Raw genomic sequence first — 24,116 nt, 5'->3', positions numbered from 1 at the left:
CGGCACGGGTGTGCGATGACCGGGCAGGGATGAGGGCCGTGCTCGTGCGGCCACGGCCCTCCCCCGGCCGGGAATTCTTGGGGCTAGCGGGCGGTGCCCGCCGGCCCCCTGCCGTCAGCTCTGGGCGGCGACGGGCGTCGCGGCGGGCGCCGCCGTCGGGGCGGCGATGGTGCGCAGGTCCTTGGACCGCCCGGCCCGAACGCCGTTGGCGATGACGAAGACCTCGGCGATCTCGTGCACGAGGACCACCGCGGCCAGGCCCAGCACGCCGGCGAAGGCGAGCGGGATCAGGATCGCGATCAGCACCAGGGACAGCACGACGTTCTGCAGGATGATCCGCCGCGTGCGGCGGGCGTGGGCGAAGGCCCCGGGCAGCAGCCGCAGGTCGTCGCCCATCAGGGCCACGTCCGCGGTCTCGATGGCCACGTCGGCGCCCATCGCACCCATTGCCACGCCCAGGTCCGCGGTGGCCAGGGCCGGGGCGTCGTTGACGCCGTCGCCGACCATCGCGGTGGCCCTGCCCGAGTCGCGGAGCTGGCCCACCAGGCGGGACTTGTCCTCCGGGCGCAGGTCGGCGTGGACCTGGGTGACGCCGGCATCGGCCGCCAGGGCCTTGGCGGTGGTGGCGTTGTCGCCGGTGAGCATCGCGACGGTGTACCCCTGCGCGCGCAGGTCGGCGACGACGTCGGCGGCCTCGGGCCGTAGCTCATCGCGCACGCCGATCGCGCCGATCACGGCGCCGTCGACCTCGAGGAGCACGGCGGTGGCGCCGGCCTGCTGCATGCGGGTGACGTCCGCGGCCAGCGTCCCGGGCTCGACCCAGCCCGGGCGGCCCAGCCGCAGTACCTGGCCGGTGATCGTGCCGGTCAGGCCGGCGCCGGTCACGGCCTCGACGGCCTCGGCGGCGGGGACGGTGTCGGCGGCGGCCAGGATGGCGCGGGCGAGCGGGTGCTCGCTGCGCGCCTCCAGGGCGGCGGCCAGGGACAACACCTCCTCGCGGGTGTGGCCCGGCGCCGCGGCGACGTCGATGACCACCGGCTCGTTGCGGGTCAGCGTGCCGGTCTTGTCCAGGGCGATGGTGCGCACCGTGCCCAGTGTCTCCAGCGCGGCGCCGCCCTTGACCAGCACCCCGTGCTTACTGGCGGCCCCGATGGAGGCCACGACCGTGACGGGCACGGAGATGGCCAGCGCGCACGGGGAGGCGGCGACGACCACGACCAGGGCCCGCTGCAGCCACAGGCCGGGGTCGCCGACAATGGCGCCGAGGACGGCGATGAGGACCGCGGCGATGAGGATGCCGGGCACCAGCGGCTTGGCGATCTTGTCGGCCAGGCGCTGGGTGGCGCCCTTGCGGGACTGCTCGGACTCGACGATGTGGACGATGCGGGCCAGGGAGTTGTTCTCGGCCGTGGTGGTGACCTCGACCTCCAGGGCGCCGGTGCCGTTGATGGCGCCGGCGAAGACCTCATCGCCGGGGCCGGCCTCGACCGGCATCGACTCCCCGGTGATCGCTGAGGTGTCCAGGGCCGTGCGGCCGGCCCGGACGATGCCGTCGGTGGCCAGGCGCTCACCGGGCTTGACGAGCATCCGGTCCCCGACCACGAGCTCGGCGGGATCGACCACCAGCTCGGTGCCGTCGCGGCGGACGGTGGCCTCGCGCGGGACCAGGTCGAGCAGGGCGCGCAGGCCCTTGCGGGTCTTGGCGACGGAGTACTCCTCCAGGCCCTCGCTCAGGGAGTACAGGAAGGCCAGCGTCGCTGCCTCCTCGACCTGGCCCAGGACGGTGGCGCCGGCGGCGCCGATGGTCATGAGCAGGTCGACGCCGATCTTGCCCTTGAACAGCTTCTCGAAGGTCTCCGGCACGAACGTCGCCCCACCGGCGACCAGGGCGGCGATGCTCAGGCCGAGCTCCCACCCCTCTTGACCCGCCCGGCCCAGCAGGAATCCCGCGAGCAGCAGCACCCCGGACAGCACACCGAGGCGGATCTCCCGGACCTGCCAGATGTGGTCGACGTCCTCGTCGTCGTCGTCATCGTCGTCGTCGTCACGGGCGGCGTTGACGTCGTCGACGTGGTCCTCGTCCTCCGCGTCCCGCCGGGTCATCTTGGTATCGCTCACTGCTCACTCTCATCCGCGCGGTGGGACTTCAGGTCTTCCGGCGCCGGGTTCCCGGAGGTGCCGATGCCGTAGTTGGGGCACAGCGCGACGACGTACCCCGTGGCGGCCAGCAGCTGCTCCGCGGCCGCCAGCACCTCGAGCAGCTCGGGGGCGGTGGTCAGCGAGAACATCGACGCCCGGCCCTGCGGGCGCGAGTCCACCAGGCCGCACTCGCGCAGACACGCCAGGTGCGCGCTCACCGTCGACTGCGCCAGCCCCAGGTGCTCGGTCAGGTCCCGCACCCGGTGCTCCCCCACCGTCAGGTGCTGCAAGATCGCCAACCTGGTCGGATCCGACAGGCCATGGAACAGCGCGGCGGCCGGCGCCAAGGTTGCCGGGTCCACCGCACCCCGCTCCTGCTTTACATCAAGCCTTTGCGTTGGCATCGACACGGCACGATGTTAGCGCCGTACGGCATTCGGGAGCAAGTTGACCCGCCTGTAGCCCAATCGGAGGTCCATATCAGGGGCGGCTTCTACGGAACCGCGCCCGCAGGTGAACCCCTCGGTGAGAGTCGCAGTACCCGTGTCCAGCGCTTCTGGTCGGCTCAAGGCGCTAACTGAGCGGTGCGCACCTGTTTCCGAGCTCGCCGGGCAGGGCGTTTGCTCCGTGCACCTGCGCTTACTGGCGGTTGCTGCGCGTGCCGTCGCCAATTCGCAGTTCTCCCTACTGCCCGCTGTCCCGCGCGAATGGACGTATGCTACCTTCGGTAGTTGCAAGTACACGCGACGAGGGGGTCGGCGTGCGCGGCGGAGTGATCCTGTTCCGAGGGACGGGGACTGCCGCGCGTCGTTACCTCGAGGCGGACCGCTCGCGGGCGGACGAGTACTACCTGGAGGCCGGCGCCGCGCAAGCGGAGTTCTCCGTGGTCGACGGCACCGGGATGGCGATGGATGATCGCCCGCTGACACCCGTGGAGTATGCGGGCTGGGTCGATTGGGTCGACCCGATTAGCGGGGAGGCGATGGGTATGGCCCGCCAGGCTGGCGGTGGCCGGCAAGGGTCTCCGCGGTTCGCGGAGATGGTCGTGAACACTCCCAAGTCGCTGTCGATCGCCGCGGCGCTGCATCCGGAGGTGTCGGCGGCGCTGGATGCCGCGCAGCGCGACGCCGTGGTCGCGATCCGCTCGTGGCTCGGGCAGCACTCGGTCACCCGCGTCGGCCCGCGCGGGAACCAGGAGGTCGTGCCGGTCGAGCGGCTGCAGACGGTGGGCATCTCGCACCGGACGTCTCGCGCCGGTGACCCGCACCGGCACATCCACCTGCAGATCGGCACCCGGGTGTGGGCCCGTGGCGCGTGGCGCGGCCTGGACACCGCGGCCCTGTTCCGCCAGCTAGGGGCGATCCGGGCGCTGGGCACCGCGGTGCTGGCGGCCCACCCGCAGTTGGCCGCAGTGCTCGACGCCCACGGCCTGACACTCGATCCGGTCTCCGGCGAGGTGGCGGAGCTGGAACCGTTCAACGCGGTGATGAGCAAGCGCGCTGGCCAGGTCGCACGCAACCTCGCGGTGTTCATTGCGCAGTGGGAGGCCGCCCACCCCGGCCGGGAGCCCGGCCCGGGGGTCAGTGCCCGATTACAGGCGATGGCCTGGGATCACCAGCGCCCGAGCAAGAAGCCGTCACGGCTCGGCAGCGAGGCCGGCTGGCGGCGCGAGCTAGACGAGGCCGGTTACACCGCGGACCTCCCACGCGTGCACTGCCGCCCACCGCGCGAGCTGGACGAGCTGCGGGTGCAGCAGGTCGCGAACCGCGCGCTGGACCGGTGCGCGGCCGCGGCGTCGACGTGGACCCGGCACACCGTCCAGGAGCACGTCACGCGCCTCATCACCGAGGCCGAGGTCCGCGCGACCCCGCAGGCGGTGTCCGAGCTGATCACGATCACCACCCGGCTCGCCGTTCAGGATTGCCTGTCGGTGCTGCCGCCCGGCGCCGCGGCGCCGGACCATGTCGCGCACCTGACGAGCCTGCGCGTGATCGCGGTCGAGACGCACCTGCGCGACCTGCTGGCCGCCCGCACCACCGCCGACGCACCCCCGCCGCCCAACATGATCCGGGTGGCGCACGGGCGCGGCCTGGACGCGGAACAGGTCCGCGCGGCCGCCGCTATCGCCTCCGACGCTGCGCTCGTGGTCGTGGAGGGCGCGGCCGGGGCGGGTAAGACCACCATGCTCGGCGCCGCGATCCGCGCCGCCGCCGTTCAGGGCCGCCCGACCCGCATCGTGACCCCGACGAAGAAGGCCGCAGCCGTCGCCGCGCAGGAGCTCGGCGTCCCGGCCGGCAGCGTGGCCAAGCTCGTCCACGCCAACGGGTGGCGGTGGAACGCCGACGGCGTCTGGACCCGCCTCGATGTTAGTGACACCGACCCGGACACCGGCACCGCCTACCCCGGCCCACCACCGGCGGCGCGACTGCATCCGGGCGAGCGGATCGTGGTCGACGAGGCCGGGATGCTCGACCAGGACACCGCCCTGGCCCTGCTGACCATCGCCGGCGAGGCCGGCGCGACCCTCGCCCTGGTCGGTGACCGCGCCCAGCTGCCCGCCGTCGGCCGGGGCGGCGTGCTCGACCTGGCCGCCCAGCTCGCCGGCACGACCTACGACATGGCAAGCGTCCACCGCTTCACCGACCCCGCCTACGCCGACCTCACGGTGCGCATGCGCGCCGGTGAGCACCCCGCGGAGCTGTTCGACCACCTGGACGCGCTCGGCCTCGTCCGCGTGCACGAGAGCACCGATGCCGTGCAGGAGACCATCGCCGCCACCGCGCGGGACGGCGAGGCGATCACGACCGCGACGAACGAGGAGGCGCGCGAGCTGAACGCGCGAATCCGCGGCGAGCGGGTGCGCCGGGGCCTGGTCGATGACGCACGTACCACGGCCGGGTCCGACGGATTGTCGATCGGCATTGGAGACGTGATCCAGACCCGTCGCAACGACAGCGTCCTGAAGATCGCCAACCGGCAGACCTGGACCGTGAGCCGCGTCGAGGACGACGGCGCGGCCTGGGTGACCGAGCACGGGAGCGGGCGCAGGCACCCGCCCGCCGTGCGGCTACCGGCGGAGTATCTGGCCGAGCACGCGCACCTGGCCTACGCCGCCACCGCCTACGGGGTGCAGGGCGTGACTGTGACTGCGGCGCACACGGTGCTGTCCGACGCCCTCGACGCCGCCGGGGTCTACGTCGGCATGACCCGCGGCCGCGCTCAGAACATGCTCCATGTAGTCGCTGCGGATCTGGATGACGCCCGGGAGCAGTTCGTTGCCGCGCTTGAGCGTGACCGCGCTGACCGCGGCCTGTGGGAGGCGACCCGCGCTGCGCAGGACGCCGTCACGGGCCTGACCGCCGACGGGCCGGTGCTGCTTGTCGCCGCCGAGCGGGCCCGGCTCACCCAGCAGATCGCGCACGCCGATGAGCAGGCCGCCGCCTGGAAGGACGCTGTTGCCGCGCTCGCCCGGCAGACCGCCGCCCACCAGACCGAGTACGCACGTCACGCCCAGATCCTCGCCGCCGCCGACGCACACGCTTCTCGGGTCCGGGACCAGGTAGCCGCGCGGCTGCTCGCCGAGGCCAGCGCAGACGCCACCGACTACCAGACCGCCCAAGAGCGCATGTGGCATGCCAGCCGCGCCTTGCAGGGCTCAGGCCGGTTCGGTCGGCGGGCCGCAGCCCGAACCGCGCGTGAGGCCGACCTGGCACACCAGGCGGCCGAGGACGTGATGCTGCGACGTTGGGGGGCGGTGCCGCCCGCGATGGTCGATACCCACTCCTGGGCCGAGGCCGTCGCCGCGCGGCGAGCCGACGCCCACCCCCGAGTCGTCGAAGCGCGGCAGGACGCCGCCCACGCACACCGGCAGCTACAGGAACTCACCGCCCGCCACGCGGACGCACGGGCGGCGCTGTGGCGCAGCATCGGCAACGGCCAGCCGCCGAGCACCGTCGACGCTCGCGCCGCTGAGTGGCGCCGCCGCGCGGACGAAGCACGCCACCTACTCGCCGCGACCGACGCCCTACCCGTCACCGCGGCCGCGCAACTCCTCCTCCAGACTGCCAGACCCGCCGCTTCCAAACGGATGCCCGGAGCCACGCTGAAGGCACGAGCGCTCGAAGCCCACGGCCAGGCATCGCCGCCTCCCGCGCGTCGGCTCGGTCCTCGCCGTGACCTCGGGCCGCGCCTGTAGGCACTGGCAGAGCCTCACGTTTGGTGTATCGCCACCGATGAGTCCACTAGGGCAGACGTCCTGTCCAAACCCACTCTCGGGAGGGGATGCTCATGAACATCGGCCCCATCGTCGCGTCGAACAGCACAACCCACGCCCAACCCTTGGCACATGTGCGCCCCACGCTGCACGGCGACATGAAGAGTGGATACCTCACCACCGCCGACATTGCTCTGATCAAGGCCGGCACAAACACCGAGTTCAACTGGCCCCCTGGCGAGGGCGAGGGAGCTCCCGAAGCGGCCTTCGAGCTAGCGATGCTGCGCCACCGGCAAATGCTGAACGGATCAGTCCTCGCAGAACTCAAGGCCACCGACCTCGTGGCGCTACGTCGCGCGGGGATCATTAACCAAGAGTTCCTCACCAACGGGCTGGAATATCTCCGCTCCGGCGACAAGAGCACGGACACCACCGAGCGCACGGACTTGACCCGCCGGGACGGACACGGCCCGAGCATCCAGTCCGGCACAATCGCCGCCGACGGATCTGTCTACCTGTGACGCCGGAGGTTCGTCCGCGCTAGCGGCGGAGGGAGCGCCGGGGTCTACGACTTCGCCTGGCTTCCGGCCAACGCGGTCTCTCGCTTCACTCTGGGAACCTCGGGCCATGGCCCCCTTGCCGGCTGAGACACTCGAGGAAGCAGTGCGTGGCTTTCTCGCCAATATTGATCCCGAGACGGGGTACCTGAGCGACTCGTGAAGGGCTGGAGGTTCGGGATGACGGACGAGTGGCTCGAGCCTGCTCGTGACCTCGAGGAGGAGCAGCGGGAGGCACTTGAGGGGGGGCTCCTCTCACTGACCAAGTCCGCACAGGCGGGTGGTGACTGGTCGACAGAGCGGGTCGGAAGCGCCGTGCAGGCCGCGCACAGTGCCGGTCTCTCGCCCGACCACATTGCGGTCGAGGCTCGTATGTCGATCAACGAGGTGCGCAGCTTCCTCAACCTGCCGCTGGGGCGCCGAGGGCCCCACGACTGGAGAATTCGCCTCTCCGATCAGCTAGAGGCGCCGGTGGCCGGGTCACCCGACGGCAAGTAGGCACACAGTCGCTCAAGGTGTTGCCGTGCGCCGCCACCGGCGTCGAACCTCTCCGCAGAGGCTTCCAACCACGCCGAGCCGCTCACCCAGGAATCACCCCGAGGGCGCACCGGACGGCCCAGCAGACACCCTGCGGGCCCGTGGGACCAGCGGAAACACCGCACACGGCACGTTCGGGACGAAGAGGTCGTGGGTTCGAATCCCGCCACCCCGACAGACGGAAGGGCCGCAGATCCGCGCACGCGTGGGTCTGCGGCCCTTCCTCTTCCCCGCCGGAGGGTTGACCCAGGGGACCTCCGCGCGCAGGGAGTCCGGGGGTGCAGGCCACTAGGCTCGGTGCCGTGCCCGTCCCGCCCTTCGTCGCCCACCTCCGCTCCCACATCGGTCACGACCTCCTGTGGCTGCCCGGGGTGACGGGCGTCGTCCTGGACGACGACGACCGGCTCCTGCTCGGCCGTCGCGCCGACAACGGGCTGTGGGCCCTCGTCTCGGGCATCCTCGAGCCCGGCGAGGAGCCCGCCGTGGGCCTCGTGCGCGAGGTGGAGGAGGAGACCGGCGTCGTCGCCGAGGTGGTCGCGCTGGCCCACCTGTCCTCGACCCACCGCGTGACCTACCCCAACGGGGACGAGTCGCAGTACCTGGACCTGACGTTCCTGTGCCGCTACGTCGACGGCGAGGCCCGCGTGGGCGACGACGAGTCCACCGAGGTGGGCTGGTTCCCGCTCGGGGCGCTTCCCGACGACGTCACCGCGACCTCCCGCGAGCGACTGGCGCGCACCCTGGCGTTCCGCGAGGACCCCGCTCGCGGGCCGTTCTTCGCCCGCTGAGCCACATCCCGCCGCAGGCAGGGCTCCACTCGGCCCGCCGTCCCGGCCCGGGCGTCCCGGCCCGGGCGTCGGGGACCCGTCGCACCCCGCCGGGCACGACGAAGCGGGGGTCCCCGTCGTCGTCGCCGCCCCTGAAGGCGTACCCCCGGCCCACACCGGTGACGACGAGGGAACCCCCGCCCCTGCGCCGGCGGCGGTGAGGCCCGCAGGCCCGCCGGCGTCGGACCGGGCGGCTGGGCCGCCCGGTCCGGGTCCTCAGATGAACAGCAGCTGGGCGCCGCCCGTCATCTCGATGAAGTCCGCGGCCGTGATGATCCCCTCGATGTCGTCCCGGAAGTCCGAGGCGTCGAGCTTGTTCATGTCGGCCGAGAGCTGGCACGCCCAGAGGTGACCCCCGGCGGCGACGATCTGGTCGAGGAAGTCCGGCACCGTGGGGATGCCGAGGTCGTCCATCTGCTTCTTCATCATCTTCGTCGTCATGCGGCTGATGCCGGGCGCCGGCGCGAGGGCCTGCGGCAGCTTCATGTCCCGGATGGGCAGGTGCATGGCGGTGTTGGCGACCGGGGAGAACGTCAGGTCGTTCATCCGGGACTTCATGATCATGTCGAAGCCCCAGAAGGTGAAGAAGAAGTGAGTCTCGATGCCCTCACCGAGGGCGGCGTTGCCGAGGATGAGCCCCGGGTAGGCCATGTCGAGGTTGCCCTTGGAGCAGATGATCGCAAGCTTCCGGTCGGTCTCCTCGTCGTCGAAGTTCGGGACGATCGCCGGTGCGGTGACAGGTGTGGTGGTCATGGTCGGTGTGCCTCTCTCAGACGCAGCCGTGCGGCTTGGGCAGCCCGGCGATGTAGGACATCTTGCGGCCCGGCTTCTTGGGGAACAGGGCGAACTGCTCCTTGACCGGGATGCCGCCGACGGTGTTGATCCGGCGGGTCGTGGCGGTCTCGCCCTGGGCCTTGAAGTCGTCGCGCAGGAAGTGGACGACCTTCCAGTGCTGGTCGGTCATGTCGATGCCGATCTGCTGGGCGAGCGTGCGGGCGATGTCCTCGTCCCACTCGTCGTACTCGGTGAGGAAGCCCTCGTCGTTGACGTGGACGGGCTTACCGGAGATCTCGATGACGGGCATGGTTGTCGTACCTCTCAGACGTTCGTGCCGGCGGTCTCCTTGCCGGCCATGGACATGTGGGGGGAGACGGGCATGGGCAGACCGCGCATGAGCACGTTCCAGTACAGGTGGCGGAACGCGAGCTTGCCCCAGTGGTTGGCTCGGGTCTCCTTCAGCAGGCTGAGGGGTCCGACCTTGGGGTAGGGGTAGACCCCGGTCAGCGGCTCGGTGTCGTAGTTGAAGTCGATGAGCAGGCCCTTGCCGTGGCCGGACTCGATGAAGCAGTTCGCGTGACCGTCGAAGAGGTCGGTCATGGGCCGGCCGTGGACGTGGTCGACGAAGTTCTCGGTGAACCCGTCCACCGCGAAGTGGGCTACCGAGCCGGCCTTCGAGGCGGGGATGTTGCTGGCGTCGCCGACCGCGAAGATGTTCTGGTACCTCGTCGAGAGCAGGGTGCCCTTGTCGACCGGGACGTAGTTGAGGTCGTCACCCAGGCCGGAGCGGGCCACGAAGTCGGCGCCCATGTTGAGCGGGATCGTGACGAGGAGGTCGAAGGGGATCTCCCGCTCGTCCATCGAGACCATGGTCTTCGTCTCGGGGTCGATGTGCTCGATGTAGAAGTCGGGCTCCATGTGGATGTTTCGGTCCTCGAACATCGTGCCGAGATGGGCGGAGGCGACCGGCTTCGTGAACGCGCCCTCGAGCGGGGTGGCGTAGACGATCTCGACCTTGTCGCGCATGCCCTTCTCCTCGAAGAAGGCGTCGGCGAGGAAGGTGAACTCCAGCGGCGCGACCGGGCACTTGATGGGCATCTCGGTGATGTGGACCACCAGGCGGCCGCCCGTGAAGTCGGCCAGCGCCTCCCGCAGGGCGATCGCGCCCTCGAGGGTGAAGAACTCGTGGATGCTCTTGCGCCACTCGCCCTCCTCCATGCCGGGGGTCTGGTCCGGCCGGGGGGTGGTGCCCGTGGCGATGACGAGGTAGTCATAGTCGAGGGTGCGGCCGTCCATGAGGTCCACGCGCTGCGCCTCGGGGTCGACCTTGTCGATCTCCCCCATCACGAGGTCGACCCCGCGCGGCAGGTACTTGTCGCGCGGCCTGACCAGCTCGTGCGGCTCGTAGACGCCGAACGGGAGCAGGAGCAGCCCCGGCTGGTAGAGGTGCTGCAGGTCCTGGTCGACGACCGTGATCTGCCACTTCTCCTTCTTGAGCTTGCGGCGGAGCTTCACCGCGACCATCGTCCCGGCGGTTCCGCCGCCGAGAATGACCAGACGCTTCATCGTCGTCCTCCAGGAGTGGTGTGGCCTTTCGGGGTGACATGATGATCATGCGCGCCCGGTTTGCCGGTTTACCGGGCCGTACGTCCTACCCCCGGGGGTATTTGGCCGAAGCGAGCGAAAGGTCCCTTCTGTGACGTGGCTCACGCCAGGGACGGCTGGCGCTGCCGCCGCGCTGCCGCCCGCGCCGTCACCGCGCGCACGCTGACGGTGAGCCCCTCCGGGGCGACGATCGGCCACGGCCATCACGTCGGACGACGGCGACCGCAGGGACGGCGACCGCAGGGACGGCGACCGCGGCGAGTCAGCGGCTCCCGGGTCACTCAGCACCTCCGACCCTGCGCGCTCACCGCAGACCCACTCGCTCACCGCAGACCCACTCGCTCACCGCAGACCCGCGCGCTCCGGCAGACCCACTCGCTCACCGGAGCCGGACCGCTACCCGCCCAGCGGCACCCGCAGCTCGAACGTGGAGCCTCGCCCGGGCCCTCCGGACGACGCCGTGACGTTGCCCCCGTGGGCGCGGGCGATGCCGCGGGCGATGGTCAGACCGATGCCCGAGCCGGTGTGCCGGCCCGCACGGGCGTCCGCGCCGCCCGGCACCCGGTAGAAGCGCTCGAAGACCCGCTCGAGGTCGCCGGCCGCGAGTCCGGTGCCGGTGTCGCGCACGCTGACGACGGCCTCGCCCCCCGCCCGCCGGGAGGTCACCTCGACCACCCCGCCCGCAGGGGTCGCGGCGAGGGCGTTACCGACGAGGTTGGTGACGACCTGGGCGAGGCGGTCGGCGTCGGCGGTCACCGGCAGCGGGCCGCTCGGTGCGGGCACCTCCAGGCGCACCCCGGCGTCGTCGAGCTGGGCGCGCAGGCGTTCGGCCGCACGCACGGCGAGCCCGGCCAGGTCCACCTCCGCCGCCCGCAGCTCCAGCCGCCCCTCCTCCGCCCGGGACAGGGCGCTGAGGTCGTCGGCGAGACGACGCAGACGACGCACCTCCGCGCCGAGTTCGGTGAGGACCTCCGGACCCGGCTCGAAGACGCCGTCGACCATGCCCTCGACGTACCCGTCGAGCACGGTCAGCGGGGTGCGCATCTCGTGGGCGACCTCCCCGAGCAGCCGCACCCGGCGGGCCTCGGTCTCGGCCAGCCGCTCACCGAGGGCGTTCACGTCCTCGGCGACGGCGGCGAGCTCGAGCTCGCGCGGGACGGTGACCCGCCGGTCGTAGCGGCCCTGGGCGAGGGTGTGCGTCGCTGCACTCACCGCACGCAGCGGCCGCATGACCCGGCTCGAGGAGTAGGCGCCCGCCAGGACGGCCGTGACGATGCCGGCGAGCACCCCGACGAGGACGGCGTTGTTCATCGCCGAGACGGTGACCTCCCGCAGCCCGGCTCCGCCGACGCCCGGCCCGCCGGCGGGCCCACCGGCCCCACCGGGCCCGCCCATCATCCGTACGTCTCGGTCGTACATCTGCGGGGCGAGGAACCGCACCAGCAGGTACGTGGTGAGCCCGCCGATCGCGGCGACGAGCGCGTGGCTCAGGAGGAGCCGGACGGAGAGCCGGTTCACGTCGGCTCCAGGAGGAGCTTGTACCCCACGCCGCGCACGGTGCCGATGATCCGGGGCGAGGCGGCGTCGTCACCGAGCTCCTTGCGCAGGCTCCGGACGTGGACGTCGACCACGCGCTCGTCGCCGTAGAAGTCGTAGCCCCAGACGCGCTCGAGGAGCTGACGGCGTGAGAAGACGCGGCCCGGGGAGCCGGCGAGTGCGGCGAGGAGGTCGAACTCGAGGGCCGAGAGGCTCACGGCCCGGCCGTCGACGTGGACCTCGTGCGCCACGGGGTCCACGACCAGGCCGTCGAGCACGAGCCGGGCGCCCTCCTCGGTACCGCCACGACCGCGGCGGAGCACCGCCTTGACCCGGGCGACGACCTCGCGGGGGCTGAAGGGCTTGGTCACGTAGTCGTCCGCCCCGACTGCGAGGCCGACGAGCTTGTCCGTCTCCTCGGCGCGGGCGGTGACGAGGACGACGTAGACGTCGGAGAAGGTGCGGATCCGCCGGAGGACCTCGATGCCGTCCACGTCGGGCAGCATGACGTCGAGCAGGACGAGGTCGGGTCCGGTGCGGCGCACGCGGGCGACCGCCTCCTCACCGGTGGCCGCCTCGGCCACCTCCAGGCCCTCGCCCTCGAGGTAGCCGCGCAGGACCCGCCGGATGCCCGGCTCGTCGTCGACGACGAGCACCTGCCTGCCCATGTGAGCCCTCCTGACCCGCCGACCACGCACCGCGGCCCTCCTAGCGTGCCAGCCCGGGAACCGGCCGGGGGCGGCGTGGTGCCCACGAGCCTGCGCCGCGCGCGTGTCACCCGTGGGGGCCCGCGCGTGAAGGGTCGGTGAAGGGCGGGGCGGGCGCGCCGGCGGGGCTCAGGTTCGCAGGACGACGTGCAGGACGGTGTCCAGGGCGACGGCGTCGCCCACGGCCCGCTCGGCCCGTTCGGCGCGGACGACGTCGAGCCCCTCGAGGCCTCGAGATCGGCGAGGAGGTCCGCGACGGTGAAGAGGACGTCGGGGTCCTGCGGACCGCCCCGCCCGGCGGTGAGGTTGGCCAGGTCGTGCCCCGCGAGGAGGAGCGAGCCGCCCGGCGCGAGGGCCTGGGCGGCACCGCGCAGCAGGGTTCGGTGCTGCGCCCGCGGCAGGTGGAGGTACATCAGCAGCACCGCGTCGAAGGCGGCCCGCGGCGGCGGGTCGGCGAGGACGTCCGCCTGACGCCAGTCGATGGGCGCCCCCGGCAGGTGGGCCTGTTGGAGCGCGCGGGCCTTGCGGATCGCCTCCCCGGAGAAGTCGACCGCGGTGACGCGCCAGCCCCGGCGCGCGAGCCAGACGGCGTGCCGGCCCTCGCCGGTGCCGAGGTCGAGGGCGGCGCCGGGCGGCAGGTCGCCGAGGACCTCGACCGCCCAGCGGCTCGGCGCGGCCGACCAGACCAGGTCGGCCGCGGCGTACCGCGCGTCCCAGGCCGCGGCGCCGTCGGTGGGCGTCAGGCGAGCGAGAGAAAGAGCTTCTCGAGCTTCTGGACGTCCACCGACTCCTCACCGTCGGAGTCCACGAGGCACTGCCGCATGCTCGTGGCGATGATGGCGAAGCCGGCACGGTCCAGCGCTCGGGAGACCGCGGAGAGCTGGGTCACGACGTCCTCGCAGTCGCGGCCCTCCTCGAGCATGCGGAGCACGCCCGCGAGCTGGCCCTGCGCGCGCTTGAGGCGGTTGATGACCTTGCCCATCTCGGTGGGATCGAGCTCCATGACCGCCCCCTTCTGCGTCCCGGGACCCCAGGATACCCCTGTGGGTACGGCCGGTCCGGCCGTGACGGGCTGCGTCATCCCAGCGTGCCCAGCGCGGCCCGCAGCCGGGTCGCGGCGTCGTCCGCCACCGCGGCGAGGTCGTCGTTGCCGGTGACGCCGACCATGATCTGCGGGTCGAGCGCCTCGACGACCGTCGCCCCGTCCCTCTCCCGCACGACGACGTTGCACGGCAGGAGCAGTCCGACGGACTCCTCCACCTGGAGCGCACGGTGCGCGAGCGGCGGGTTGCACGCCCCGAGGATGACCTGCGGCGGGATGTCCGCGTCGATCTTCTTCTTGAGGGTGGCGGCCATGTCGATCTCGGTGAGGATGCCGAAGCCCTGGGCCCCGAGGGCCTCCCGGACGGCGGCGACCGCCTCGTCGAACGGCATGGCGGTGGTCACGGTGATGCCGTAGCTCATGGTGGGTCCTCTCGTCGTTCGGTCGTGGGCGCCGGCCGGTGTGGCCGGCGTTCGTCCGGTCCGGGGACCGGCGTCCGTCCGGTCAGGAGACCGGCTGCTCGGCGGTCTGCTGCGCCGCGATCTGCGCGCGCACGTCGTCCATGTCCAGCCCCTCGACGGCGTCGATGAGCTGCTCGAGCGCGGGCGCGGGCAGCGCGCCGGCCTGGGAGAAGACCAGGATGCCGTCACGGAAGGCCATGAGGGTGGGGATGGAGGTGATCGACGCCTGGGCGGCGAGCATCTGCTCGGCCTCCGTGTCGACCTTGCCGAAGACGATGTCGGGGTGGTCCTCGGACGCCTTCTCGAAGACAGGCGCGAACATGCGACACGGGCCGCACCACGCCGCCCAGAAGTCGACGAGGACGATGCCCCCGTCCAGGACGGTCTTCTCGAAGCTCTCGGCGGTCAGGTTGACGGTGGACATGTGTTCTCCTTCATGATCAGTCGATACCCTACGGGGTATAACGCACCGGCGCCCGCCATATTCCGTCCTCCCGATCGTGCCGTCCGGGTCCTCTGCCCGCACCCCGGCGGCCGGTGCCATAGTGGTGGCACACAGGGGTCGACAGCGGTGGGGCGCACGGGTCGCCCCCGCCGGCCGGAGCGGCCCAGCGGCGGGACCTCGGTCCCGGTGGGGCCGTGAGGGTCCTCACCGCCGCGAGCCGGAATTTGTCATACCCCCCTGGGTATTGTCGATGGTGACGAAAGGACAACCATGACCACTCCTCCTCCCTCCTCCCCCGGCCTCCTCGCACGCCTCAAGAGCCTTTTCGGCGCAGGCGCTGACGACGGGCGGCTGCCCTCCACCGTCGACGCCGCCCGCGCGCTGGAGCTCGTCGGTGACGGCGCGTCCCTCCTCGACGTCCGCGAGCGCCAGGAGTGGCGCAGCGGTCACGCGCCGCAGGCGGTCCACGTGCCCCTGGCCGAGGTCGGTGAGAAGGCCCCGCGGCGCCTGGCCAAGGACAAGCCGGTCGTGGTCGTGTGCGCCTCCGGTGCACGCTCGCGCTCGGGCGCCAAGCAGCTGCGCGGCCTCGGGTTCGACGCCACCAGCCTCAGCGGCGGCATGGCGGCGTGGCAGCGTGCCGGCGGGGCGGTCCGCTGATGTCCGCGCCCCCCGTGCGGCTCGTCGTCGTCGGTGGCGTGGCCGGCGGCATGAGCGCCGCCGCGCGCGCCCGCCGCCTCGACGAGCACGCCGACATCGTCGTGCTCGAGCAGAGCGACTACGTCTCGTTCGCCAACTGCGGCCTGCCGTACCACCTCTCGGGGGAGATCGCGCGCCGCGACGCGCTCCTCCTGCACACCCCCGCGACCCTCGCGGCCAGCCTCGACCTCGACGTCCGCACCGGGCACCGCGTCACCGGGGTGGACCGCGACGCCCACCGCGTGAGCGTCGTCGGGCCGGAGGGCACCTACGACCTGCCCTACGACGCCCTCGTCCTCGCCCCCGGTGCCGTGCCGGTCCGACCCCCGATCGCGGGCCTGGACCACCCGGCCGTGCACTCCCTGCGCACCGTCCCCGACGTCGACGGGCTGCGCGCCGCCGTGGACTCCGTCCTGGCCGGACGGGCAGAGGGCGACGCGCCCTCCGCCGTCGTCATCGGGGCAGGCTTCATCGGCCTCGAGGCCGTCGAGGCGCTGGCCGCCCGCGGCCTGGAGGTCCACCTCGTCGAGCTGGCCGACCACGTCCTGACCCCGCTGGACGCCGAGCTGGCACCGCTGCTCGCGGACGAGCTCACCCGTCACGGCGTGAGGCTGCACCTGGGTGTCTCCGCACAGTCGGTGGCCGCCACGGACGAGCCGACCGAGTACGGCGACGAGCTCGCGGGCACCCTCGGCCAGGTCACCGTCACCCTCTCCGACGGCACCGCCCTGCCCGCCGACCTCGTCGTCGTCAACGTCGGGGTCCGGCCGGCCTCGGCGCTGGCCAAGCAGGCCGGTCTGGACCTCGGCCCTAGCGGCGCCATCCGCGTCGACGCCGACCAGCGCACGTCCGACCCGCACATCTGGGCCGTCGGGGACGCAGTGGAGGTCGTCCAGGCCGGGACGGGCGCCGGGGTCCCGGTGCCGCTGGCCGGTCCGGCGAACCGGCAGGGCCGGCGAGCCGCGGACTCCGTCCTCGGGCGGCGCACCACCCCGCAGAAGGACGTCCTGGCCACCTCGATCGTGCGGGTCTTCGGCCTGACCGCCGCCACCACCGGCCTGAACCAGGCGACGCTGCGCCGCGCAGGGATCGACCACGAGGTCATGCACATCCACCCCGGCCACCACGCGGGGTACTACCCGGGCTCGGAGCAGATCCACCTCGTGGCCAGCTTCGCCCCGGACGGCACCCTGCTCGGCGCCCAGGCGGTCGGCCGCGCCGGTGTGGACAAGCGCATCGACGTCCTCGCCACGGCGATCCGCGCCGGCATGACGGCCGACGACCTCGCCGAGCTCGAGCTCGCGTACGCCCCGCCGTTCGGCTCGGCCAAGGACCCGGTCAACATGCTCGGCTTCGTCGCGCAGAACGTCCTCGACGGGACGATGCCGCAGTGGCAGGCCTGGGACCTCGAGGACGTGCGGCGCGACACGCTCGTCCTCGACGTCCGCTCCCACAAGGAGTACGGGAGCGGTCACCTCGAGGGAGCCCTCAACATCCCCCACACCGAGCTGCGCGACCACCTGGAGCAGGTGCGCGAGGCCGCCGCGGGGCGGCCCGTGAGCGTGCACTGCGCCAGCGGTGTCCGCTCGTACCTCGCCACCCGGGTGCTGCTCGGTGAGGGCTTCGACGCCCGCACCCTCTCCGGGGGCTGGCTCACGCTGGCGGCGGTCCACCCGGGCCTGTGAGGCTCAGGGGCGCCGGACCACCAGCCACCCGGCGACGACGGCGCCCACCGCCACGATCCCGGCCACGAACGGGGTGACGGGGGTGCCGTCGGCCGGCCCGTCGACCGGGCCGGGGCCCACGGCTGCGTCCTCTGCGACCGGCGCCGTCGGGCGGGTGGGCTGCGGCGGCGGGTCGGGCTCCGCGGTACCGGCCGGGGACGGGGCCACCGTGAACCCGAGCTCCCCCGTCACCGGGTGCCCGTCCGCTGCGGTGACCTGCCAGGCCATGCGGTACTTCCCGGGGGGCAGCCGCTCGGGGAGGGCCGCGGAGAGCCGGGCACCCTCGACGACCGGCGGTGCGGAGGTGACCGGTCCCGCCGGACCGCTGACCACCACCTGGGCGCCGACGGCCAGCGGCGGTGCGGTGAGCACGAGCTCCACGGCCGCCGGGACGAGCTCCACGGCCGCCGGGGTGGGGCCGGCGCTGCCGTCCGCCGGGACCGAGGAGCGCAGGTCCTCGTGGGCGTACGCCCCCGTGAGCGGCCCGAGGACGAGGAGGACGAGGACGGCGGCCGCGGCCAGGGCGCGCGCGGGCCACGCCGTCCGCCTCGTGCGTGCGCGCACCGGTGCCCCTACCCGAGGGTGTGGACGACCCGGCCGGTCACGTCCTCGAGGTCGACGGGACCGAAGACCCGCGAGTCGATCGAGCCGAACCGGTTGTCCCCCAGGACGAACACGTGCCCGGCGGGCACCCGCACCGGACCGAAGTACGTCGCGTCGATGCGCGCGTGGTCGACGTAGGGCTCGTCCACCACGGCGCCGTTGACCACGAGGAGCGCGTCGTCGATGCGCACCTCGTCGCCACCCACAGCCACGACCCGCTTGAGCAGCGCGGTCCCGTCCTCAGGACTGACGAAGGTCACGAGGTCACCGCGGTCCGGGCCCCCCAGGCGCCAGGTCACCCGGTCGACCACCACGTGGTCCCCCGAGGCGACGGTCGGTGCCATCGAGTCCGACAGCACCGGGTACCACCCCACCACGAAGACCCGGAGCAGCAGGGCGGTCCCGACGACGACGACGACGGTGACGAGCAGGCCTCGCCGTGCCCCCGGCCCGGCAGGTCGCGCTGGGCCGGCCGGAGCCGGCCCCGCGCCTGTCAGCGGCTGGGCGTGCATCGTCACGCGTCGTCGTCGGGGACGCACTGGGCGGCCTCGATCGGGTCGTTGGGGTCGGGGTAGCCGGGGTTGCCCACCTGGAACTGGGCCATCATGTCGTGGTCCTCGTGCGGCAGGTTGTGGCAGTGGACCATGTACCGGCCCTCGTGCGGCCCGAACTTGATGAGCAGCCGGACGGTCTCGCCCTCACCGAGGTAGACGGTGTCCTTCGGGCCCTGCTCGTAGTCGAAGGCCGGTCGCCCGTTGCGGGAGAGGATCTTGAAGTCCACGAGGTGGATGTGCACCGGGTGGAACCATCCGCCCGAGGAGTTCTCCAGCGTCCAGACCTCGGTGTCGTTCAGGCCCGGGTTGGCCAGGACCTGGGTGAAGCCCGACGCGATGACGTCGTCCCACCGCTGGTCGCCGATCGTCCACACGCCGAGGTCGTTCTTCTTGAGCCGGAAGTGGCGCTTCTTCACCGACCACGACTCCTGGAGGTCCATCGTCTCGCTGCTCACCAGCGTGGTGGGCAGGGTGTCCCACGTCGGGTCGGGACCGAGCACCCCCTGGGCGTCGTAGCGGGTCTTGGTCGGCTCGACGTTGAGGACGTCGAAGGCCATGATCCGGTCGGTGTAGTCGTAGTCGACGTTGTTCTCGTTGGAGGAGTTGCGCAGCTCGACCCGGCGCCCGCGGTGGCGCCGGAAGTCGATGAGCACCTCGTAGCGCTCGGCCGGTGCGTGGCGCCAGGAGGTCACCTGCCTCGCCGTCGGCACGAGTCCGCCGTCGGTCGCGACGACGGTCACGGGGTCCCCCGTGCTGAGCCGGAAGCGGTACGAGCGCGAGATCGAGGCGTTGAGCACCCGGAAGCGGTAGATGCGCGGCTGGACCTTCATGACCGGCCAGGCCACACCGTTGACGAGGATGACGTCGCCCCACAGCCCCGAGGTGGAGTTGTCGTCGAACGCCAGACGCCCGGACTCCTCGAACATCGCGTCGCCGATGGTCAGCGGCACGTCGAAGTCGCCCTGCGGGAGGAGCTCGCGCTCCGCCTCGTCGTGGATGTGGTACTGCGCGGCCAGGCCCGAGTAGACGTTGTGCGCCGTGTGGTGCGAGGCGTGGTCGTGGTACCAGATCGTCCGCGCGGGCTGGTGGTTGGGGAACTGGTAGTACTTCTTGTACGCCGGGTAGGTGAGGTCGTTGGCGTAGCCGTCGAACTGCGGCAGCGAGGCCGAGCCGTGCAGGTGGGTGGACGTGTCCAGGGTGTGGCCCCACTGCGGGTGGACGAGCGGGAGCTTGTTCCGGACCCGGAGGTTGACCCGCACGCCCCGGTCGACGCTGATCGTCGGTCCGGGCACCGTGCCGTTGTAGGTCAGGACCGGCGTGAGCAGGCCGCCGCGGACGAGGCGGGCCAGGCCGGTGGTCTGGCTCACCTCGTACTTGTGCAGCGGGGCCCCCTCGGCGTCGACCGTCCGCTCGTACGGCGTCAGCACCGGGGGCCGGTAGAACGCCGAGGCGTAGCGTGCGGGGAAGTTGCGGTCCCGCAGCTTGCTGGCCGACTTGCCCTGGAGGGTTCCGCCCCAGGGGCCGGCGAGTGCGACCGCGCCCAGGCCGCCGACGGCACCGATCTTGAAGAGGTCTCGCCTCGTCACTTCCATCGGATGACTCCTTGTCCTTCCCCCCCACAGAGATGGACGCCCCCGCGCCGGCACACTGTCCGGCGGTCGTGGAAACCGTAGGTCGGCCAGACTGGGAAAACCTTGGGAACCACTGGTGAAACGGTCGCGCAACGTCCCGCAAGGTCCCGCAACGAACCGTCCCCGGCGACGGGCGCACGGCGCCCCCTGAGACTGCGGCACGGTGCCCCCCGCGACTGCTGCAGGGTGTCCCCCCGCGACTGCTGCAGGGTGTCCCCCGCGACTGCTGCACGCCGTCGGGTGCGGAGGAGAAGCCAGGCGGGGTGGGTGGGGCCCGTGGGACTGCCGCCCCGCGGGCGCGCCGGGCCGGCCGGGCGGCGCGACGGTGGCACCGACGGGCGGTGCCCGTCGGTGCCACCCGACCTCTCCCTCACCAGTCACGGTCTGCCCCGGCGGCCCCTGCGCGGCCGGGAACCGTGCGTGTCAGACCGGTGGTGCGGTGGTGGAGAGCCCGACGGCGACGCCGACGGTCGCGGCCATGACCACGACCTCCAGCGACGCCAGCCTCAGGAGCGTCCGGGGACGCCCGTCCTGGAGCGCGGGGAGGGTCCGCACCCGGTGCATGGCCCCGAAGGCGCCGAGCACGCCCAGGGCCGCGAGCTTGACGACGACCAGGCTGCCGTAGGGCGTGGACCACAGGTCGTCCAGCCCGGTGAGGCGCCCCGCGGCGGTCACGGCCCCCGAGAGCGCCACGAGGGCGAGACACACCCCCGCCATCGGGCTGAACCGCCTCATCGCCGGGCCCAGTGCCGGGCCCCGCCCGTGCAGCACCAGGGCCAGCAGCCCGCCCACCCACAGAGCGACGGCCGGGACGTGGACGACCAGAGCCGCCAGCGCCAGACCCGGTTCCTCCCCGTGGCCGAGGTGGCTCGTGAGCAGCGGCGGGACCAGGCCGACCAGGGCGAGGAGCAGCAGTGCCTGCGCGACGAGGCGGCTCGCCCCGTGCGCGCCCACGGCGACGACGAGCGCGACCGCGGTGGTCGAGACGAGGGCGCGCGCGGCGGGCACGGCGACGAGGTCGGGCAGCCCGCCCGAGCGGACCAGCTCGACCACCCCCACCCCGACGATCTCCGCGCACGTCACCAGCAGCAGGACGGACGAGGCCGCCGCCCACACCGCCGCCCACCGGCCGGCCAGGGTGCCGAGCCGGCCCAGGCGGTCCCGGGCCAGGTCGGCCGGCAGGAGGGCCGCCATGACGAGCAGGACCCCGACGGTGCCCACCGCCGCCACCTCCGAGACGGCCCGGGCCAGCAGCAGGACGGACTCGTTGAGCGGGCCGGCGTCCCGGATCCCCGGGACCGGGACGTCCCGCTCCCCCAGGAGGAGGGCCGCCGCTGCAGCGACGACCAGCGGGACCACCGACAGGAGCGTGCGCCGGGCCGCACGGCCCCGGGCCGAACGGGGCCGGGGGCCGCCCTCGCTCGGCCCGGGGCCGCTCCGGTCCGGGCTGAGTTCGTGGCGCGCGCGGAGGGGGCGGTGCGCCGGCACCTGGGTGCTGGTCCTCATCGCTGTCCCCCGACTTCTGGCCCGTCCCCCTTGCGGCGCACGCTAGGGCAGCGAGGTTGGGGAAACCTTTGGACCTACCCTGACCACATGACCGCCGACCCCGATGCCTGGCCCCGCCCCGTCTGGGAGATGCGCCTGCGCGCCGCCCAGGTCGAGCTGCCCGAGTGGGCCGAGCACGCACCCGACCGGGCCGTCGTCGTGGCCACCCACCGCGGGATCCTCCAGGTACACTCGTGGGACGTCACGACCGGACGGCTCGTCGTCGCCACCGACCGTGACCAGGGCACCACCGAGTGCGCGATCGACCCGTACGGGACGTGGGTCTGGTGGTTCGACGACACCGCCGGGGACGAGTGGGGCCGCTGGCGCCGCCAGCCCTTCGGCTCCCCGCCCGGGCACGGGGTGGAGACCCCCGTCGACCTGCCCGAGGCCTACGACGCCGGACTCCTCCTCGCCCGCGACGGCACGGTCGTCGTCGGGCGCACGGACGAGCGCGGGACCCACGTCCACCAGCTCGTCGTCGGCGCCGGGGAGGCCGGCACCGCGCCCGTGCTGCTCTACTCCCACCCGAACGACGCCGGCGCAGCGGCCCTGTCCCACGACGGCAACCTCGTCGCGATCGAGCACTCCGAGCGCGGCGACAACCGCCACCCCGCGCTGCGGGTGGTCCGCACCGACACCGGCGCGGTGGTGGCGGACCTCGACGACGGCCCCGGCATGGCCCTGACCGCCCACGACTTCGCCCCCCGCGACGGCGACCTGCGCCTGCTCGTCGGGCACGAGCGCCGCGGCCGCGCCGAGCTCGCGGTGTGGGACCTCGGCACGGGCGACGTGCACGACGTCCACCTCACCGGTGACGACGGACGACCGCTCCCCGGCGAGGTCACCGCCGCCTGGTGGTACCCCGACGGGCGGACCGTCCTGGCCGCCGTCGACCACCGCGCGCGCTCCCGGCTGTACCGCCACCCGCTGGGCACCCGCACGACCACCCCCGTCGGACCGGTGGACGGGTCCGTCTCGGAGGCGGCACCCCGGCCCGACGGCGACGTCTGGCTGCGCTGGTCCTCGGCGGCCACCCCCCGCACCGTGCTCTCGGCCCGCACGGGCCGCGAGGTCCTGGCGCCCGCGGGGCTGCGCGCGGCGCCGTCCGTCCCCGTCCAGGAGGTCAGCGCGCCCGGCCCGGGCGGGCCGGTCCACGCCCTGCTGCGCCTCCCCGCGGGCGAGGGGCCCTTCCCGGTCGTGGTGGACGTCCACGGCGGACCGGCGTGGCACCGCTCGGACGCGTTCTCCCCGCACCTGGCGGCGTGGGTCGACCACGGCTTCGCCGTCGTCAGCGTCAACTACCGCGGCTCGACCGGTTACGGCTCGGCCTGGCGCGACGCCCTCGAGGGACGCGTGGGGCTCACCGAGCTCGAGGACGTCGCGGCCGTGCACGACCACCTCGTGGACCGCGGGCTGGTCGACCCCGCCCGGTCGGTCCTGGCGGGGGCGTCGTGGGGCGGCTACCTCACGCTCCTGGGCCTGGGCACCCAGCCGGACCGCTGGACCCTGGGCCTGGCGGACGTGCCGGTGGCCGACTACGTCGCCGCCTACCACGAGGAGATGCCCGACCTGCAGGCCTTCGACCGGTCGCTCTTCGGCGGCTCGCCGGAGCAGGTGCCCGAGGCCTACCGGGTGGCCAGCCCGATCACCTACGCCGGCCGGGTCCGCGCGCCCATCCTCATCACCGCCGGCGAGAACGACCCCCGCTGCCCGATCGGCCAGATCGACAACTACGTCCGAGCGGTGCGCTCGCGCGAGGACTACGCCGGCCCGGTCGAGCTGTACACCTACGGCTCGGGCCACGGCTCGGTCGTGGACGACGAGGAGGTCGAGCAGCTGCGCCGCCAGCTCCGGTTCGTCGCGGCCCACCTCAACCCATGAGCCCCACCGACATGGTCCTCGCGCTCGACGTGCTCGGGACGTTCGCGTTCGCGGTCAACGGCGCGTTCACCGCGTCCCGGAAGGTCCGGCTCGACATCGTCGGCATCCTCGCGCTGGGGATCATCACCGCGGTCGGCGGCGGCATGATCCGCGACGTCGTCATCGGCGACGTCCCGCCCGCCGCCTTCACCCGGTGGTACTACCTCGCCGTCGCCGCGGTCGGCGCCCTCGTCGCCTTCTTCATCAGCCGGCCGCCCCGCCTGCTCTACCGGTCGATGCTCGTCCTCGACGCGGTCGGGCTGAGCCTCTTCTGCGTCGTCGGCGCCCTCAAGGCCGTCGAGTTCGGCCTCTCCCCAGCGCCGGCCATCGCGCTCGGCGCGGTGACCGCCGTCGGCGGCGGCACCATCCGCGACGTGCTCATCGGCGAGATCCCCTCGGTCCTGACCAGCGGGCTCTACGCGATCCCCGCCCTGCTGGGCGCCTCGGTCGCGGTGGCGACGGTCGGCACGGGGGTCGGCGCAGCCGGCGCGGTGGCGGGCGCCGTGCTCTGCTTCGGCATCCGCATGGTGGGGCTCCGGTACCGGCTCAACGCCCCGGCGGCCAGGCACCACCGGGACGGCGACTGACCGCGCG

22 protein-coding genes and 1 pseudogene are annotated in these 24,116 nt (G+C 73.0%); 8 read left to right on the top strand and 15 right to left on the bottom strand.

Annotated elements, in window-relative coordinates:
• Nucleotides 1-114: 114 nt before the first annotated feature.
• Nucleotides 115-2,103, bottom strand: coding sequence for a heavy metal translocating P-type ATPase (locus EDD32_RS08080; protein ID WP_123920352.1), 1,989 nt, complete (start codon nt 2,101-2,103; stop codon nt 115-117).
• Between the two features lie 11 nt (nt 2,104-2,114).
• Nucleotides 2,115-2,543: an ArsR/SmtB family transcription factor gene (locus tag EDD32_RS08075; protein WP_123920350.1), complete on the bottom strand. Its 429-nt coding sequence runs from the start codon at nt 2,541-2,543 to the stop codon at nt 2,115-2,117.
• Between the two features lie 254 nt (nt 2,544-2,797).
• Between EDD32_RS08075 and mobF the strand changes: the two genes are divergently transcribed.
• The 4 genes from mobF (at nt 2,798) to EDD32_RS08055 (ending at nt 8,234) form a co-directional block, all read left to right on the top strand.
• Nucleotides 2,798-6,334, top strand: a complete 3,537-nt coding sequence (mobF, locus tag EDD32_RS08070; RefSeq protein ID WP_246006262.1) for a MobF family relaxase — start codon at nt 2,798-2,800, stop codon at nt 6,332-6,334.
• A 92-nt stretch (nt 6,335-6,426) separates the two neighbouring features.
• Nucleotides 6,427-6,873 (top strand): hypothetical protein, encoded by a 447-nt coding sequence (locus EDD32_RS08065; protein WP_123916493.1) that lies wholly within the window; start codon nt 6,427-6,429, stop codon nt 6,871-6,873.
• Nucleotides 6,874-7,089: 216 nt separating this feature from the next.
• On the top strand, nt 7,090-7,407 hold the full coding sequence (locus EDD32_RS08060) for a hypothetical protein (RefSeq protein ID WP_123916491.1): 318 nt from the start codon (nt 7,090-7,092) through the stop codon (nt 7,405-7,407).
• A gap of 341 nt (nt 7,408-7,748) precedes the next feature.
• Nucleotides 7,749-8,234, top strand: coding sequence for an NUDIX hydrolase (locus tag EDD32_RS08055; RefSeq protein ID WP_123916489.1), 486 nt, complete (start codon nt 7,749-7,751; stop codon nt 8,232-8,234).
• Between the two features lie 255 nt (nt 8,235-8,489).
• Here EDD32_RS08055 and EDD32_RS08050 read toward each other — a convergent pair whose 3' ends face one another.
• From EDD32_RS08050 to trxA, 9 genes and pseudogenes are all read right to left on the bottom strand, one after another.
• Nucleotides 8,490-9,026, bottom strand: a complete 537-nt coding sequence (locus tag EDD32_RS08050; RefSeq protein WP_123916487.1) for a DsrE/DsrF/DrsH-like family protein — start codon at nt 9,024-9,026, stop codon at nt 8,490-8,492.
• 16 nt (nt 9,027-9,042) lie between these two features.
• A complete protein-coding gene (locus EDD32_RS08045) occupies nt 9,043-9,357 on the bottom strand; it encodes a TusE/DsrC/DsvC family sulfur relay protein (RefSeq protein ID WP_123916486.1) in 315 nt (104 codons plus the stop codon).
• A gap of 14 nt (nt 9,358-9,371) precedes the next feature.
• On the bottom strand, nt 9,372-10,616 hold the full coding sequence (gene sqr, locus EDD32_RS08040) for a type III sulfide quinone reductase, selenoprotein subtype (protein WP_123916484.1): 1,245 nt from the start codon (nt 10,614-10,616) through the stop codon (nt 9,372-9,374).
• A 435-nt stretch (nt 10,617-11,051) separates the two neighbouring features.
• The gene (locus EDD32_RS08035) at nt 11,052-12,173 is read right to left on the bottom strand and encodes a sensor histidine kinase (protein WP_211338770.1); all 1,122 of its coding nucleotides are present in this window, start codon (nt 12,171-12,173) and stop codon (nt 11,052-11,054) included.
• Complete coding sequence (locus tag EDD32_RS08030) at nt 12,170-12,859, bottom strand: response regulator transcription factor (protein ID WP_123916482.1); 690 nt, start codon at nt 12,857-12,859, stop codon at nt 12,170-12,172. Before EDD32_RS08030 ends, EDD32_RS08035 begins: the two co-directional genes overlap by 4 nt.
• A 410-nt stretch (nt 12,860-13,269) precedes the next feature.
• Nucleotides 13,270-13,536, bottom strand: a pseudogene (locus tag EDD32_RS20010) (class I SAM-dependent methyltransferase); the annotation flags it as partial.
• Nucleotides 13,537-13,637: 101 nt separating this feature from the next.
• Nucleotides 13,638-13,901 carry a metal-sensitive transcriptional regulator gene (locus tag EDD32_RS08020; protein WP_123916480.1) on the bottom strand — a complete coding sequence of 88 codons (264 nt, stop codon included), beginning with the start codon at nt 13,899-13,901 and terminating at the stop codon, nt 13,638-13,640.
• Nucleotides 13,902-13,975: 74 nt separating this feature from the next.
• Nucleotides 13,976-14,362: a DUF302 domain-containing protein gene (locus tag EDD32_RS08015; RefSeq protein WP_123916478.1), complete on the bottom strand. Its 387-nt coding sequence runs from the start codon at nt 14,360-14,362 to the stop codon at nt 13,976-13,978.
• Between the two features lie 82 nt (nt 14,363-14,444).
• A complete protein-coding gene (trxA, locus tag EDD32_RS08010) occupies nt 14,445-14,825 on the bottom strand; it encodes a thioredoxin (RefSeq protein WP_123916476.1) in 381 nt (126 codons plus the stop codon).
• Between the two features lie 291 nt (nt 14,826-15,116).
• Here trxA and EDD32_RS08005 point away from each other — a divergent pair, with 291 nt between their 5' ends.
• A complete protein-coding gene (locus EDD32_RS08005) occupies nt 15,117-15,503 on the top strand; it encodes a rhodanese-like domain-containing protein (RefSeq protein ID WP_123916474.1) in 387 nt (128 codons plus the stop codon).
• A complete protein-coding gene (locus EDD32_RS08000; protein ID WP_211338769.1) occupies nt 15,503-17,227 on the top strand; it encodes an FAD-dependent oxidoreductase in 1,725 nt (574 codons plus the stop codon). The genes EDD32_RS08005 and EDD32_RS08000 overlap by 1 nt, the downstream gene beginning before the upstream one ends.
• 3 nt (nt 17,228-17,230) lie before the next feature.
• Here the strand turns inward: EDD32_RS08000 and EDD32_RS07995 are convergent, their stop codons facing one another.
• The 4 genes from EDD32_RS07995 to EDD32_RS07980 form a co-directional block, all read right to left on the bottom strand.
• Nucleotides 17,231-17,830, bottom strand: coding sequence for a copper resistance CopC family protein (locus EDD32_RS07995; protein ID WP_123916472.1), 600 nt, complete (start codon nt 17,828-17,830; stop codon nt 17,231-17,233).
• A gap of 8 nt (nt 17,831-17,838) precedes the next feature.
• Nucleotides 17,839-18,381: a signal peptidase I gene (lepB, locus tag EDD32_RS07990; protein WP_123920342.1), complete on the bottom strand. Its 543-nt coding sequence runs from the start codon at nt 18,379-18,381 to the stop codon at nt 17,839-17,841.
• Nucleotides 18,382-18,383: 2 nt separating this feature from the next.
• On the bottom strand, nt 18,384-20,015 hold the full coding sequence (locus EDD32_RS07985) for a multicopper oxidase family protein (protein ID WP_123916470.1): 1,632 nt from the start codon (nt 20,013-20,015) through the stop codon (nt 18,384-18,386).
• Between the two features lie 462 nt (nt 20,016-20,477).
• A complete protein-coding gene (locus tag EDD32_RS07980; protein ID WP_123916468.1) occupies nt 20,478-21,560 on the bottom strand; it encodes a copper resistance D family protein in 1,083 nt (360 codons plus the stop codon).
• 87 nt (nt 21,561-21,647) lie between these two features.
• On the opposite strand from EDD32_RS07980, the gene EDD32_RS07975 reads away from it, so the two are divergent.
• Both EDD32_RS07975 and EDD32_RS07970 read left to right on the top strand, forming a co-directional pair.
• Nucleotides 21,648-23,483: a S9 family peptidase gene (locus EDD32_RS07975; RefSeq protein ID WP_123916466.1), complete on the top strand. Its 1,836-nt coding sequence runs from the start codon at nt 21,648-21,650 to the stop codon at nt 23,481-23,483.
• Nucleotides 23,480-24,109: a trimeric intracellular cation channel family protein gene (locus EDD32_RS07970; RefSeq protein ID WP_123916464.1), complete on the top strand. Its 630-nt coding sequence runs from the start codon at nt 23,480-23,482 to the stop codon at nt 24,107-24,109. Before EDD32_RS07975 ends, EDD32_RS07970 begins: the two co-directional genes overlap by 4 nt.
• Nucleotides 24,110-24,116: the final 7 nt, after the last annotated feature.

It is taken from the genome of Georgenia muralis (genome assembly GCF_003814705.1).
GTDB lineage: Bacteria > Actinomycetota > Actinomycetes > Actinomycetales > Actinomycetaceae > Georgenia > Georgenia muralis.
This window is presented reverse-complemented; position numbering and strand designations above follow the sequence as displayed.